At 66.2% G+C, this 13,961-nt stretch carries 15 protein-coding genes; 9 read left to right on the top strand and 6 right to left on the bottom strand.

The window, feature by feature from the left end; translation table 11 throughout:
- Nucleotides 1–4: 4 nt before the first annotated feature.
- From AC3ANU_RS18990 to tmk, 3 genes are read right to left on the bottom strand one after another with little or no spacing between them, the layout of a single operon-like run.
- On the bottom strand, nucleotides 5–1,570 hold the full coding sequence (locus AC3ANU_RS18990; protein WP_144600289.1) for an alpha/beta hydrolase: 1,566 nt from the start codon (nucleotides 1,568–1,570) through the stop codon (nucleotides 5–7).
- Nucleotides 1,567–2,730: a DNA polymerase III subunit delta' gene (locus AC3ANU_RS18985; protein WP_056389228.1), complete on the bottom strand. Its 1,164-nt coding sequence runs from the start codon at nucleotides 2,728–2,730 to the stop codon at nucleotides 1,567–1,569. Before AC3ANU_RS18985 ends, AC3ANU_RS18990 begins: the two co-directional genes overlap by 4 nt.
- Complete coding sequence (tmk, locus tag AC3ANU_RS18980) at nucleotides 2,727–3,401, bottom strand: dTMP kinase (protein ID WP_018771198.1); 675 nt, start codon at nucleotides 3,399–3,401, stop codon at nucleotides 2,727–2,729. Before tmk ends, AC3ANU_RS18985 begins: the two co-directional genes overlap by 4 nt.
- A 135-nt stretch (nucleotides 3,402–3,536) precedes the next feature.
- Here tmk and AC3ANU_RS18975 point away from each other — a divergent pair, with 135 nt between their 5' ends.
- Nucleotides 3,537–4,727 carry a trans-sulfuration enzyme family protein gene (locus AC3ANU_RS18975; RefSeq protein WP_018771197.1) on the top strand — a complete coding sequence of 397 codons (1,191 nt, stop codon included), beginning with the start codon at nucleotides 3,537–3,539 and terminating at the stop codon, nucleotides 4,725–4,727.
- A 9-nt stretch (nucleotides 4,728–4,736) separates the two neighbouring features.
- Nucleotides 4,737–5,090 carry a DUF2516 family protein gene (locus AC3ANU_RS18970; protein WP_026266062.1) on the top strand — a complete coding sequence of 118 codons (354 nt, stop codon included), beginning with the start codon at nucleotides 4,737–4,739 and terminating at the stop codon, nucleotides 5,088–5,090.
- On the opposite strand, the gene AC3ANU_RS18965 is transcribed toward AC3ANU_RS18970, so the two are convergent.
- Nucleotides 5,075–5,929 carry a class I SAM-dependent methyltransferase gene (locus AC3ANU_RS18965; RefSeq protein ID WP_056389223.1) on the bottom strand — a complete coding sequence of 285 codons (855 nt, stop codon included), beginning with the start codon at nucleotides 5,927–5,929 and terminating at the stop codon, nucleotides 5,075–5,077. The two genes, AC3ANU_RS18970 and AC3ANU_RS18965, sit on opposite strands and share 16 nt — an antisense overlap.
- A gap of 98 nt (nucleotides 5,930–6,027) precedes the next feature.
- On the opposite strand from AC3ANU_RS18965, the gene AC3ANU_RS18960 reads away from it, so the two are divergent.
- A complete protein-coding gene (locus tag AC3ANU_RS18960) occupies nucleotides 6,028–6,774 on the top strand; it encodes a phosphoglyceromutase (protein ID WP_488315073.1) in 747 nt (248 codons plus the stop codon).
- A gap of 75 nt (nucleotides 6,775–6,849) precedes the next feature.
- Here the strand turns inward: AC3ANU_RS18960 and phoU are convergent, their stop codons facing one another.
- Nucleotides 6,850–7,512 (bottom strand): phosphate signaling complex protein PhoU, encoded by a 663-nt coding sequence (phoU, locus tag AC3ANU_RS18955; protein WP_018771193.1) that lies wholly within the window; start codon nucleotides 7,510–7,512, stop codon nucleotides 6,850–6,852.
- A gap of 205 nt (nucleotides 7,513–7,717) precedes the next feature.
- Here phoU and AC3ANU_RS18950 point away from each other — a divergent pair, with 205 nt between their 5' ends.
- Nucleotides 7,718–8,950 carry a sensor histidine kinase gene (locus AC3ANU_RS18950; RefSeq protein ID WP_224084464.1) on the top strand — a complete coding sequence of 411 codons (1,233 nt, stop codon included), beginning with the start codon at nucleotides 7,718–7,720 and terminating at the stop codon, nucleotides 8,948–8,950.
- Nucleotides 8,947–9,627 (top strand): response regulator transcription factor, encoded by a 681-nt coding sequence (locus tag AC3ANU_RS18945; RefSeq protein WP_026266060.1) that lies wholly within the window; start codon nucleotides 8,947–8,949, stop codon nucleotides 9,625–9,627. Before AC3ANU_RS18950 ends, AC3ANU_RS18945 begins: the two co-directional genes overlap by 4 nt.
- A gap of 89 nt (nucleotides 9,628–9,716) precedes the next feature.
- Here AC3ANU_RS18945 and AC3ANU_RS18940 read toward each other — a convergent pair whose 3' ends face one another.
- A complete protein-coding gene (locus AC3ANU_RS18940; protein WP_134165864.1) occupies nucleotides 9,717–10,316 on the bottom strand; it encodes a hypothetical protein in 600 nt (199 codons plus the stop codon).
- Between the two features lie 272 nt (nucleotides 10,317–10,588).
- Here AC3ANU_RS18940 and AC3ANU_RS18935 point away from each other — a divergent pair, with 272 nt between their 5' ends.
- From AC3ANU_RS18935 to cysS, 4 genes are all read left to right on the top strand, one after another.
- A complete protein-coding gene (locus AC3ANU_RS18935) occupies nucleotides 10,589–11,071 on the top strand; it encodes a CarD family transcriptional regulator (protein ID WP_011690592.1) in 483 nt (160 codons plus the stop codon).
- A 108-nt stretch (nucleotides 11,072–11,179) separates the two neighbouring features.
- Nucleotides 11,180–11,962: a 2-C-methyl-D-erythritol 4-phosphate cytidylyltransferase gene (gene ispD, locus AC3ANU_RS18930; protein WP_018771189.1), complete on the top strand. Its 783-nt coding sequence runs from the start codon at nucleotides 11,180–11,182 to the stop codon at nucleotides 11,960–11,962.
- A gap of 8 nt (nucleotides 11,963–11,970) precedes the next feature.
- On the top strand, nucleotides 11,971–12,471 hold the full coding sequence (gene ispF / locus AC3ANU_RS18925) for a 2-C-methyl-D-erythritol 2,4-cyclodiphosphate synthase (RefSeq protein ID WP_018771188.1): 501 nt from the start codon (nucleotides 11,971–11,973) through the stop codon (nucleotides 12,469–12,471).
- 9 nt (nucleotides 12,472–12,480) lie between these two features.
- Nucleotides 12,481–13,938, top strand: coding sequence for a cysteine--tRNA ligase (cysS, locus tag AC3ANU_RS18920; RefSeq protein ID WP_488315072.1), 1,458 nt, complete (start codon nucleotides 12,481–12,483; stop codon nucleotides 13,936–13,938).
- The last annotated feature ends 23 nt before the right edge of the window (nucleotides 13,939–13,961 follow it).

Here is a 13,961-nt window from a genome sequence, read left to right as displayed (position 1 = left end):
ACCCTCAGCACACCGTATTGTCGGCCGGCAGCTTGCCGCTGACCAGATAGTTGTCCACGGAATCCTCCAGGCAGCTGTTGGCCCGGCCGTACGCGGTGTGTCCTTCACCCTTCCAGGTCAGCAGGGAGGCGTTCCCCAGCTGCTTGCGCAGTGACGCTGCCCATTCAACGGGGGTTGCGGGGTCGCCGGTGGTGCCGATGACCACGATGGGGGAGTCGCCGCTGTACTCCACCGCCGCCGGCGTGCGGACGTTTTTGTACGGCCAGTCTGCGCAGATGGTTCCGCCGTAGGCAAAGAAGTAGCCCAAGGTGGGTGAATCCTGTTCCAGCCGCTTTTCCTCCGCCCGCATGCCCGCGGCGTCCGAAACCATGGGGTAGTCCAGGCAGTTGACCGCATTGAAAGCGAGCGCCGAATTGGACGTATAGGAGCCGTCGGGGGCCCGGTCGGCACCGATATCGGCAAGCCGGAGCATGAGGCTGACGTCCCCGGAAACGGCGGCCTCCAGCGCTTGGGTGAGGGCCGGCCAGCTTTGGTCGTTGTAAAGCGGGGTGATCAGGCCGCTGACGAACTGGGTTGCATTGACCAGCCGCCCGTCCTTGGCCGTGCGGGGTGTCTGCCGTATGGAGTCAATGAGGTCCCGGATCTGCTGAACGCCGGAGTCGACATCACCGCCCAGGGGGCACTTGGTCTGCTTCTGGCAGCTGGCCACGTAGCTGTGGAGCGCCTTTTCGAAGGCCCGGGCCTGGCCGCTGGTCAGGTCCTCATTGCTGATTGACGGATCGAGGGCGCCATCGAGGACCATCCGGCCTACGTTGTCCGGGAAAAGCGAGGCGTAGGTGGAGCCCAGGAACGTGCCGTAGGAGTACCCCAGGTAGTTCAGCTTGGAGTCGTTCACAACCGCGCGGAGCACGTCCAGGTCCTTCGCGGCGCTGACGGTGTCAATGTGGCCCAGGACGGGGCCTGTTTGTGACGCGCACTGGGTAGCGATTGCCTTGCTGTCAGCCAGTGCCGCCGCCAGCCCGGCATCGGTTTCGTACGCGTAGATCTTGGCCCGGGCGGCGTCGCGTTCGGCGTCCGTGGCACAGGTGACCGGAGCGGAGCGCTTCACGCCACGCGGATCGAAGCCCACGAGGTCGTAGGCGTTGCGGACAGCCGCTGAAAAGTGGGTTCCGGCAGCGTCTTTGACAAAGTCGTAACCGGAGGCGCCCGGGCCGCCGGGATTGACCAGGAGGCTGCCGGTCTTCTTACCGGTGCTGGGTGCCCGGAGCGCTGCGATCTGGATGGTGTCGCCGCCGGGATTGGCGTAATCCATGGGCACGTTCACCTTGGCGCACTGGAATTCCCCTTCGCAGGGCTCCCACACGATTTGCTGCGAGTAGAACTTTTCCAGCCCTGCGGGAGCAGACGCCACGATGGAGGGGTCAGCCTTGGCCGTGGCAGCTTCCGGCGGGTTCTTGTCGCCACCAAGGAGGCTGCAGGAGGCCAGGACAACGGCCACGGCCATTGCTGCGGCGGCGCGGACAGCGACCGTCAGGGACCTGTGGCGTGCGGGCAGGGGGCGGGCAGTCATCGGGTCTCCTTGGAGGGCTGTATCAGGCTGGCAGCCATGGACTCAATGGTCAGCAGCGGGGCAACGTTGGTGGTGGTGATGCGTTCACGGGCTTTGTTAATGGCGTCCATGCGGGCCAGCGTGGCTTCCGGCGTGGAGCGGGCTGCGAACTCTTCCAGCTCACTCCTCAGCTCAACGTTGACCAACTCCACGGCGTTCCCAAGCTGGATGATCAGGACGTCGCGGTAGAAGGACAATAAATCCGTCAGGGTTCGGTCCAGGGAGTCCGTGATGGATCTCTTGGCCCGCCGCTTCTGGTCGTCTTCGAGCTGTTTCAGCTGGCTGCGCATGGCCGGGGGGAGGGCGCCGGTTTCCGGTGCTCCCAGCGTCGCCAGCAGTGCGGCCTTCTCTGCTGCATCGCGTTCCTCGTTGGAGCTGTTGGCCTCCGCAGTGGCGATCTTGACCAGCTTGTCCGCCATCATGACCGCCGCTGTTACGCCGCGCAGCCCCAGCGGGAAGCGGACAGTCTCCAGGCGGCGTTCCCTTGCCGCCGGATCCCTGGCCAGCCTCCGGGCGATGCCCACATGGCTTTGGGCAGCGCGGGCGGCCTGCTCCGCAAGGGCAGGGTCCACGCCGTCGCGCCGGACCAGCAGCGCTGCCACGTCCGACGCGGGCGGCAGCCGCAGGGCAACGCTTCGGCAGCGGGACCGGATGGTCACCAGGACATCGGCCGGGGACGGCGCGCAGAGCATCCACACGGTCCGCGGCGTGGGTTCCTCGATGGCCTTGAGCAGCACGTTGGTGGTCCGCTCGGCCATGCGGTCGGCGTCCTCCACCACGATGATCCGCCACCGCCCGGACGACGGCCGGTTGCCGGCGGTTGCCACCAGTTCGCGGGCCTCGTCAATAGTGATGGTGACCTTCTCTGTGCGCACGAAGGTCACGTCCGAATGCGTTTCACCCAGGATCGTGTGGCAGGCCTGGCACTGTCCGCAGCCACGCTGGCCCACGTCCTCCTGGTCGCAGTTCAGTGCGGCCGCGAACGCCTTGGCGGCATTGGAGCGGCCGGACCCCGGCGGACCGGTGAACAGCCAGGCGTGCGTCAGGCTTTCGCCGCCGGCGGCTTGGCGCAGTTGTTCGACGACGGCGGGCTGGCCCTGGAGGTCATCCCAGACGGTCATGAGTCACCGCCGTCCGTGGCTGCTGCGGCGGCAGGAACGGCAAGGAGGGTTTCCACCCGGGCGAGGATCTGAGCGGCAAGGTCTTCCACCGGGAGGTGGGCCGGGAGGACCAGGTACGACTCCGGGCGGTCCGCAGCAAGGCTAAGGAAGGCCTCCCGGATCCGGGTATGGAACTCGTCAGCCTCGGATTCCAGGCGGTCTTCCGCTGCCTGGCCGGCAGTTCGGCGGCGGCGGCCAAGTTGGGGGTCAACGTCCAAAAGGACTGTGAGGTGGGGCTGGAGGCCCGATGTGGCCCACTCATTGAGGGAACGCACCGCGTCCAGGCCCAGGTTGCGGCCGGCACCCTGGTAGGCCACCGAGGAGTCGATGTACCGGTCCGTCAGGACGATTTCACCGCGGCCAAGTGCCGGGCGGATTACTTGGGTGGCGTGCGCGGCCCGGGAAGCCGCAAATATGAGGGCCTCGGTGTGCGCGTCGATGTCGCCATTGCCGTGGTCCAGCACAAGCGACCGCAGCTTCTCGCCAACCGGGGTGCCGCCGGGCTCCCGGGTGCGCAGCACGGTGTAGCCCAGGGACTCCAATGCTGCCGCAAGCCGGCCGGCCTGGGTGGACTTGCCTGCACCATCGCCACCCTCGAACGCGATGAATACGCCGGCCCTCTGTTTGTTCACTTCTCAAGCCTACCGAGGGGTACCGACTTTTCCCGATCCGTAGCTACCTCGAAGGCGGCAGTCCGGTGAACGGCAGCCGTCCACAAAACGACACCGCTTTCCGGCGGATCCGGCAGGAACAGTACGCTTTTCACCATGAGTCTTTCCGAGCACCAGGCCGCTTCCCTTTCACCCGAGACCGTGGTGGTGGCGGCCGGGCGTCCGCCGCGGGAAAGGGACCAGCCGGTCAATCCTCCCATCACGCTTTCCTCCACCTACTTCGGTACCGGTCCGCTGGGTGACGGCGACCGGGGTTATGGCCGCTATTCCAACCCCACCTGGGATCCCTTTGAGGAGGCCCTCGGCCAGCTTGAAGGAGCTGCCCTTCCCGGACTGCTCTACGCGTCGGGGCTGGCGGCGGTCAGTTCCGCGCTGTCCCTGATCCCTGCCGGCGGCGTGCTGGTCATGCCCAACCACAGCTACTCCGGCTCCCTGGTGATGGCGACGGAACTTGCCCAAAAAGGATTCATCGAACTCCGGACCGTGGACATTGCCGACACGGACGCCGTCAAGGATGCCCTGGCACCGCAAGGCCCGTCGGCGAAAGCCGCGGCCATGCTGTGGCTGGAAAGCCCCACCAACCCCATGCTCGGAATAGCGGACATGCCGGCCGTCGCTGAGGCCGCCCATGCAGCCGGGGCAATCGTCGTCACTGACAACACCTTTTCCACGCCACTGGTGCAGCAGCCCCTGCAACTCGGATCCGACGTCGTCCTCCACTCGGTGACCAAGTACCTCGCCGGGCACTCCGACGTCGTCCTTGGCGCCCTGGTTACTTCCAATCCGGACATCCGGTCGTCGCTGCTCCACCACCGCATCATCCACGGCGCCATCGCGGGTCCCTTCGAAGCGTGGCTCGCACTGCGGGGTCTGCGGACCCTCGCGCTGCGCGTGGAACGGTCGCAGGAGTCGGCAATGATCCTGGCGGAACGCCTCGCCGCCCACCCCGCCATTGATTCCATCCGGTTCCCCGGGCTCGATTCCGACCCCGGCCATGCCCGCGCCAAGGAACAAATGCAGGGCTTTGGCTCCATTATCTGTGTCCAGGTGGCACCCACGGCGGGCCTGGGCGGCGCCGACGCCGCGGACAAGCTGGTGCAGGCGTTGGAGCTTTGGCTGCCGGCCACCTCCCTGGGCGGGGTCGAATCCCTGATCGAACGGCGGCGCCGGCACTCGGCGGAACCCGCCAGCGTCCCCGAAAACCTGGTTCGGCTGAGCGTCGGGGTGGAAAATGTTGAGGACCTGTGGGCTGACCTGAAGCAGGCGCTGGACACGCTGGAGGGCTAGGCTGGGCTTGTGGACGGTCGAATAATTATCGCGTACGTAGAGCAGGCAGTGTTCTTTATCCTTGGCCTGGTGGCCCTGGGGCTTGAACTGTGGGCGTTCGTGGACTGTGCCAGGCACCGGGCCAACGCCTTCGAAGCCACGGGCAAGCGGACCAAGACGTTCTGGCTTGCCCTCACCGGCGGTGCGTTGCTGGTGGGCATCATTTCGCTGTTCGGCGCCGGTGGCGGCATTATCAGCACCCTTGGCCTCTTCGGGCTCGCCGCCGTGGTGGCAGCCTCCGTCTACCTGGCCGACGTCCGTCCCGCAGTGAAGGACGCAGGCCGCGGCGGCAGCCGCAACATGGGCCCCTACGGCCCCTGGTAACCAGGTTCCACGGCCGCCCAGTCCACCGTCAGCTCGCCCAGCCGCCACCTGGCCGGCCCGTCCTGCACCGGCCACCCGGCCTCGCGCAGGCCCCGGCACATGCCGACCCAGCGCTGCCTGTTGCCGAACGAGGCGAGCGGCGCGCTCCCAAGCCATGCGCGGTCCATCGCCTGCATGAAGGCATGAACAGGTTCGCCAGGGACGTTGCGGTGGATCAAGGCCTTGGGAAGCCGCTCGGCCACGTCCGAAGGCAGGTCGAAGCTCCCGAAACGGACCGAGATGCTCAGCGACAGCGGACGGACCCGGTCGAGGGTCACCCACGCCACGCGCCGCCCGATCTCGTCGCACGTGCCGTCCACGAATATGCCGCCCGGCGACAACCTGCCCTGCACCAGCTGCCAGATGCCCCGGACATCAGCTTCCTCGTACTGCCGCAGGACATTGAAGGCGCGGACCAGGACAGGATGGCCGGGAACGGGCAGCTCGAAGCCGCCCAGGTGGAAGGTCAGCCCGGGCCGCTGCAGCGGAAGCGCAGCGCGGACGCGCTCCGGTTCGATCTCGATCCCGCAGACCCGCACGTCCGGCCGGACAGCGGCGAGCCTTTCATGGAGTTCGACGGCGGTGGCTGGTGTTGCGCCGTAGCCCAGGTCAATGACGAGCGGGTCAGCCGCCGACCGCAGGCGCCAGGCCTGAGGTCCGGCCAGCCAGCGGTCCACCCGGCGCATCCGGTTGGGGTTGGTGGTGCCGCGGGTGACGTTGCCCACCGGACGGCCCTGCCGGGCGGCGGATGTCCTGCCGGATAGTTGCGGGGAGTTCACCCGTTCAGCCTTTTGAACCACCGCACAACCCTATCCCTGGCCCTGGCGGAAGCGGGCCCACCGCGGCCTGGCTTGTAACGCTGGGCGGGCGGCAACACTGCTCGGCTAGGATGAAAATCATGACTTACAAGCTGATTCTGCTGCGCCACGGCCACAGCGAATGGAACGCAAAGAACCTGTTCACCGGCTGGGTGGACGTTGACCTGAACGACCAGGGCCGCGCGGAAGCAGCGCGCGGCGGTGAGCTGCTGGTGGAGAACAACATCCTTCCGGACGTGCTCTACACCTCCCTGCTGAAGCGGGCCATCAACACCGCGAACATCGCCCTGGACAAGGCCGACCGCGGCTGGATTCCGGTCAAGCGCGACTGGCGCCTGAACGAACGCCACTACGGCGCGCTGCAGGGCAAGGACAAGGCGCAGACCCTCGCCGAATACGGCGAAGAGCAGTTCATGGAATGGCGCCGTTCCTACGACACCCCGCCGCCGCCCCTCGACGACAACTCCGAGTTCTCCCAGGCGCACGACCCCCGTTACGCGGGACTCGGCGATGCCCTGCCGCGCACCGAGTGCCTTAAGGATGTCCTGGTGCGGCTCCTGCCCTACTGGGAATCGGACATCAAGGAGGACCTCAAGGCAGGCAAGACGGTCCTGGTGACCGCACACGGCAACTCGCTGCGTGCCCTGGTCAAGCACCTCGACGGCATCACCGACGAAGCCATCGCCGGCCTGAACATCCCCACCGGCATCCCGCTGGTGTACGAACTGGACGAGGACTTCAAGCCGGTCAAGCCCGGCGGAACGTACCTGGACCCCGAGGCTGCCGAAGAAGCCATCCTGGCAGTGGCAAACCAGGGCAAGAAATAGGACATTAAACCCGTTCGACGGCGGGCCGGTCACCTCAGGTGACCGGCCCGCCGTCGTCCTCCGGCAGCTTGGGTGTCAGCTGTGTTCTGTCCCGGTGGGCTGCCATGCGCCCGTGACCAGGTAGGTCACCTTCTGGGCGACGGAGACGCCGTGGTCGGCGAAGCGCTCGAAGTAGCGGCTGGCGAGGGCCACGTCCACGGTGGTGGCGGGGGACTCGTGCCACTCAGGCGCGGCGATGGCCTTGAAGACGCTCAGGTGCAGGTCATTGATCGCCGTGTTGGCTTTGAGGATGTCCCTGGCCACCTCGAGGTCGCGGCTTTCAAGCAGGACGGTCAGCTTGTCGGCGATCTCCTGGTCGAGCTCGGCCATCCGGTTGAAGGTCTCCGTCATGGACTCCGGAATCACCGTGGAGGGGTAGCGGAGGCGGGCCAGCTGGGCGATGTGGCGGGCCAGGTCACCCATCCGCTCGAGGGACGCGCTCATCCGCAGGGAACCGACGATCATGCGCAGGTCGCTGGCGACAGGACCCTGCAGTGCCAGAATGTCGATGGCCCGCTCATCGAGGCTGTTCTGCAGGAAATCGATGCGCGCGTCCGCGGCGATGACATCCTGGGCGAGGTCCACGTCCGCTACCTGGAACGAGGTAGTGGCCTTGTTGATCGCTTCGCTGACCAGTCGGGAGATCTCCACCAGCTGGTCACCGACCTGGGTGAGCTCTTCCTGAAAAACCTTACGCACGTAGGCGTCCTTTCCTTGGAACTCCCGCCGGCCGCTGCAGGGCAGCAGGAATCGTGTCGCCATTAGGCGCTCTGACCACCAACTCTGTCATCGCCCGGTAAACGATTATGCCCACACAGATGAACGTTAGTTGAACCGTTGGCCGGATAGGCCGGAAGTCGGCAGGGGGCTTAGGGCAAGAGCATAAAGTGGAGCTGTGGATCCTATGCTCATTGGTCTGGTTGCCGGCCTTATCGGCCTGGCGCTTGGCACGTTCGGCGTGCTTGCCTACCGGGTCAGCGAGAAGCAGCGCGAGCTGCTGGAGATCGACGCCGGGGAGCTGGCACTGCCGCCCGGCGCAGCGGAGGTGCTCGCCGTCGTCGGACGGGCTTTTGTGGTGCTGGACGACGTGGACGGCGTGGTCCGGGCCAGCCCCGCAGCGTACGCGTACGGCCTGGTCCGCGGGCACACCGTGGTCCACAGGGAACTCCTGGACATGACCGCGGGAGTCCGGCGGGACGGCGTCATCCTGGAAAAGCAGCTCGAACTCCCGAGGGGGCCGCTGGGCAAGGGAACCATCATCGTCCAGGTGCGGGCGGCCATGCTGGGTGAGGAATACATCCTGCTCCTCGCCGATGACCGGACGGAGATCACGCGCACCGAAGAGATCCGCAACGATTTCGTCGCCAACGTATCCCACGAACTGAAAACCCCCGTGGGTGCCATTTCGCTGCTGGCCGAGGCGCTCGAATCCTCCGCCGACGATCCTGACGCTGTCCGCCGCTTCGCCAAGCGCATGCACAAGGAATCCGCCCGCCTGGCCGCCCTGGTCCAGGACATCATCGAACTTTCCCGCCTGCAGGGCGCCAGCGTGACCCAGCAGGGCGGCCCGGTGGACATCAACGCCGTCATCGCCGAGGCCGTGGACCGGTCGCAGCTTCCCGCGGAAAGCAAGAACATCAGCATCGTGGTGGGCGGCCGCACCGAGGGCAAGGTCTTCGGTGACCAGGACCTGCTGGTGACAGCGCTGCGAAACCTTATCGACAACGCCATCCGCTATTCACCCGACAACACCCGGGTGGGAATCGGTGTACGTTCCAGGGAAGGCGTAGTCTCGATTTCCGTGACGGACCAGGGCGAGGGGCTGACCCCTGAGGACCAGGAACGCGTGTTCGAACGCTTCTACCGGGTGGACGCCGCCCGTTCCCGCCAGACGGGCGGTACCGGCCTGGGCCTGAGCATCGTGAAGCACGTGGCGTCCAACCACGGCGGCGAAGTGACCCTCTGGTCCCAGCCCGGGCAAGGGTCAACCTTCACCCTCCGGCTGCCCGAAATGGAAGGCCAGGACGGCGAGGCCGCGCCGGCCGGGCCGGAAGCACCGGCACAGGCGCCGGAAAAACCCAGTCTTACCCACCTACCCCGCGCCGCCGGCGCAACAGATCGAGGAGCCAGCGCTTGAGCAGGATTTTGATTGTCGAGGACGAGGAGTCGTTCAGCGATCCCTTGTCCTATTTGCTGGGCAAAGAAGGGTTCGAGGTGGAGGTGGTGGACAACGGCCTTGATGCCATCACCGAATTCGACCGCAACGGCGCCGACCTGGTGTTGCTTGACCTGCAGCTCCCGGGCCTCTCCGGCACTGAGGTGTGCCGGCAGCTCCGCCAGCGCTCAAGCGTCCCCGTCATCATGCTGACCGCCAAGGACTCGGAAATCGACAAGGTGGTGGGCCTGGAACTCGGTGCTGACGATTACGTCACCAAGCCCTACTCCTCCCGCGAACTGGTGGCCCGCGTCCGGGCGGTATTGCGGCGCCAGGGGGAGCCTGAGGAGCTGATTTCCTCAACCGTCCAGGCCGGTCCGGTCCGCATGGACATCGAACGGCACGTGGTGAGCGTGGACGGCCAGCAGGTCCTGCTTCCCTTGAAGGAGTTCGAGCTCCTGGAGATGCTGCTGCGCAACTCGGGCAGGGTGCTGACCCGCGGCCAGCTCATCGACCGCGTCTGGGGCTCCGACTACGTGGGCGATACCAAGACCCTTGACGTCCACGTGAAGCGCCTCCGCGGCAAGATCGAACCCGATCCGTCCGCTCCCCGCTACCTGGTGACCGTCCGCGGCCTTGGGTACAAATTCGAGCCGTAGGCCGTACCGGGACTCCGTCAGCAGGCATAACAAAAGGGAGGAGCCAGTGGGCTCCTCCCTTTCGTTGTGTCCGGGGTTCCGGCGCCTGCTTAGCGGCTCGTGGCGGTCGCGGTGGCAGTAGCCGGGGCGGAGGCGCTCGACGTGGCGCTGGAGGTTGCGCCGGCAGAGGGGGTGGCGGATGAAGAAGCGGACGACGGGGACGTTGCCGAAGCGCTCGGCGTAGGTACGTAGTCCTTGTACTCCTCCAGCGTAGCGTCCAGGACGGGAACCTTGACGGTGTTGCTGACGTTGGTGCCGTTCTCGCTGATCTTGACGTCCACCAGGGAGCCGGGCTGGCCACCAGTGGTGCTCAGGATGGCTTCGTCGGACTTCTCGTTGAGGAGCGTGTACGAGTTGGCCTTCACCGGTACCTCGGTCTGCGAGCCCTTGGCGCCGTTGACCGTGAGCTTCACGTCCTTGGAAGAGGAGTTGTATACGGCGCCGATCAGGCGGCCGGGCTTGTCCTCGCCGGTGGAAACAATCAGGATGTTCCGCAACTGCAGGGGACCGAGGTCCGCGCGGATGCCGTCCGAGGCGGAGTACTGATGGCTGGTCTGCTGGGGCGTGATGTAACCGCAGCCCGCGGTCAGCAGGCTGGCGCCAAGGGCAGCAGCCGTCAGTGCCAGTTTGCCGCGCTGGGCCCGGTTCATCGCAGTGGAACGCACGTCACGTACTCCTCGAGAAATTTGAAGTCTTTTTCAGCCCATAGCCTATCCGCAATGAGGGGCAAACGAGGATTCGGCGGTGTCACATCCACTGTGGGAGCGCTCACCTGATGCACTAATCCTCCCATCCGTCAAGGGGGTGAAGGGGGTTGATTGGGCCCATTTTCCGCGTATTTTCGCGGTTGGAGGCCCTTTCTCCGGCCGGTCATATGCCTGAATCGTGATAAACTGGTCTGCGGGAAAGGGGAAATGTCCACATGGTATTTGAGGTCGGCGAGACAGTAGTTTACCCTCACCACGGTGCTGCGAAGATTGAAGAAATCAAGATGCGCACCATCAAGGGCGAAGAGAAGATGTATCTCAAGCTCAAGGTGGCTCAGGGTGATCTGACCATTGAAGTTCCAGCAGAGAACGTTGACCTTGTTGGGGTCCGGGACGTAGTGGGCAAGGAAGGCCTGGAGCACGTGTTTGATGTGCTCCGCGCCGAGTTCACCGAGGAACCCACCAACTGGTCACGCAGGTACAAGGCAAATCTGGAGAAGCTTGCTTCCGGTGACGTCATCAAGGTGGCAGAGGTCGTTCGCGACCTGTGGCGCCGGGATCACGACCGGGGCCTTTCCGCAGGCGAGAAGCGTATGCTGGCCAAAGCCCGTCAGATTCTGATTTCAGAACTGGCGCTGGCTGAAAAGACCGACGAGGAGAAGGCTGCAAGCGTTCTCGACGAGGTCCTGGCTTCCTAAGAATTTAGCCCCGGCGGCACGCAAGTGCCGCCGGGGCTTCTTTTTTTGGCATCACCCGCCGGTGTCCAAGCCGCCTGACCGCAGTGGCGGCGTCGTAGGCTAGTCCGCATGAGTGAATCACCCACGCGCCTGGTCACGGCCGTCATCCTCGTGGCCGCCGGTTCCGGGCAGCGCCTCGGCTACGGCATGCCCAAGGCCGCTGTTCCGCTCGGCGGCGAGCCCATCCTGATACATGCCCTGCGGGGCATTGTCGCGTCAGGAGTGGCCAGCCAGGTGTGCGTGGCGCTGCCTGCCGGTGACCGGGGCCTGCGGGAGTTGTGTGACGACTTCCGTGGCGAGCTTGCCGATGGTGGTCCACTCCTGACGATTGTCGACGGCGGAGCCACTCGGGCCGACTCCGTCCGCGCAGGCATCTCGGCACTGATGGACGGCATCGAGGCGGTCCTGGTCCACGACGCCGCCCGCGCGCTCACGCCCGAATCCGTTTTCCACCGCGTCTCCGATGCCCTTGCCGCCGGCGCTGCCGCCGTCATTCCGGCGCTGCCCGTGGTAGACACCGTCAAAACGGTGGCCGCCACTACCGGGGAGGACGCGGCCTTTGCACCCGAAGTTGTCACGGGGACAGCCCGCCGCCAGGAGCTCCGGGCCGTGCAGACGCCCCAGGGTTTCCGGATCGGCGCGCTGCTGCAGGCGCACCAGGCCGCACAGTCCCTGGACCAGCAGCAGTCCGCGGCCGTCACCGACGACGCCATGCTGGTGGAGATGCTCGGCACCCCCGTCCATGCCGTCCGCGGATCAACGCAGTCCCTCAAGATCACAACGCCCCTTGACCTGATCTTCGCGGAAGGGCTCCTGGAAGGCCCGCTCGGCGCCCGGTGGGTGGAAGGATGAGCGCGGAGATGGTTCTGCCGCGCACCGGGGTGGGAATCGACGTCCATGCCTACGCGCCGGAAGACTCGCCCCGGCCCCTCTGGCTCGGTGGACTCCTATGGCCCGGCGAACGGGGCCTCGCCGGGCACTCAGATGGTGACGCCGTCGCCCATGCGGCCGCGGACGCCCTGTTCTCGGCCGCTGGCATCGGCGACCTTGGCACCCACTTCGGTACCGACCGCCCGGAGTTCGCCGGCGCATCCGGCGCCACCCTCCTGGCCGAAGCCGCCCGGATTGTCCGGGCAGCCGGGTTCGAAATTGGCAACGTTGCGGTGCAGTTCGTGGCCAACCGGCCCAAGTTCGGGCCGCGCAGGGAAGAATCCCAAAAGGTCCTCAGCGAAGCCGCAGGCGCCTCTGTGGGCGTCACGGCAACCACCAGCGACGGCCTGGGATTCACCGGACGCGGGGAAGGCATTTCGGCGGTGGCCACCGCGCTGGTGTACCCCCAGCAGCCCCAGCCCATCAGTTAGTCTGGAGCGGTGACCCTGCGCTTCTATGACACCGCCTCCGCCGAAGTCCGGAACTTCGTCCCCATCGTCGACGGCAAGGTCAGCCTCTACTACTGCGGCGCCACCGTCCAGGGCATGCCGCACGTGGGGCACATCCGCTCCGCCATCGCCTTTGACCAGCTCACCCGCTGGCTTGAGTACCGGGGCCTGCGCGTCACGGTCGTCCGCAACGTGACGGACATCGACGACAAGATCCTGGCCAAGTCCGAGGCTTCGTTCGCGCCGGACTTCAGCCCAGAGGTGGGCGAAGTGCCTCAGGAGGAATGGTGGGCGCTGGCGTACCGCTACGAGCAGGAATTCCTGAAGGCCTACGACACCCTTGGCGTCTCCCGGCCCACGTACGAACCCCGGGCCACCGGGCACATCCCCGAGATGCATGCCCTGATCCAGCAGCTCATTGACCGCGGCCATGCCTATCCTGCCCTGGATGATTCAGGGGACGTGTACTTCGACGTCCATTCGTGGGACACATACGGCGCACTGACCCGGCAGAACATCGATGACATGCAGGCGGCGCCCGACGCCGACCCCCGCGGCAAGAAGGACCCCCGCGACTTTGCGCTGTGGAAGGGCTCCAAAGAAGGGGAGCCGGCCACCGCCAGCTGGGCTTCGCCCTGGGGGGCAGGACGGCCCGGCTGGCACCTTGAGTGCTCGGCCATGGTCACCAAGTACCTGGGTACCGCATTCGATATCCACGGCGGCGGCCTGGACCTGCGCTTCCCGCACCACGAAAACGAGATGGCGCAGTCACAGGCGGCCGGACACCCGTTCGCCAACTTCTGGATGCACAACGGCATGGTGACCTACCAGGGCGAAAAGATGTCCAAGTCCATCGGCAACACCATCAGCCCCGCGGAGATGCTGGAACTCGCGTCGCCGCGGGTGGTGCGCTACTACCTCGGCCAGGCGCACTACCGCTCCATCCTGGACTACCGGCCCACCTCCCTGCAGGAGGCCGCGGCCGCCGTCGAACGCATTGACGGCTTCATCAGCCGGGCCGTGCGTGCACTTTCCTCTGACGGAACCTACACCCTTGCCACGGACGGGCTTGTTCCCGAGGCGTTCGAACGCGCCATGGATGACGACCTGAACGTCCCCCAGGCGCTGGCAGTACTCCATGACACCGTCCGCTCCGGAAACACCGCCCTCACTGAGGACCGGCTGGAGGACGCCCGGCAGGCGCTGCACCATGTCCACGACATGCTCGGGGTCCTGGGGCTGAACGCAGTCGAAGGCTCCGCTGCCGCGGCAACCCGGGAGGCCGAGGCCCTTGGCGTGCTGGTCGAAGCGCAGCTGGCCGCCCGCGCGGCTGCCCGGGCCCAAAAGGACTGGGCCGCCTCCGACGCCATCCGGGACACGCTCAACCAGGCCGGCGTCGTGGTGGAAGACGGCCCGGACGGCGCCACGTGGAGCCTCAAGCGGGACTGATCCCCACCCGCCCCAGGGGACGG

Source organism: Arthrobacter sp. SDR-2R (genome assembly GCF_057747955.1).
This window is presented reverse-complemented; position numbering and strand designations above follow the sequence as displayed.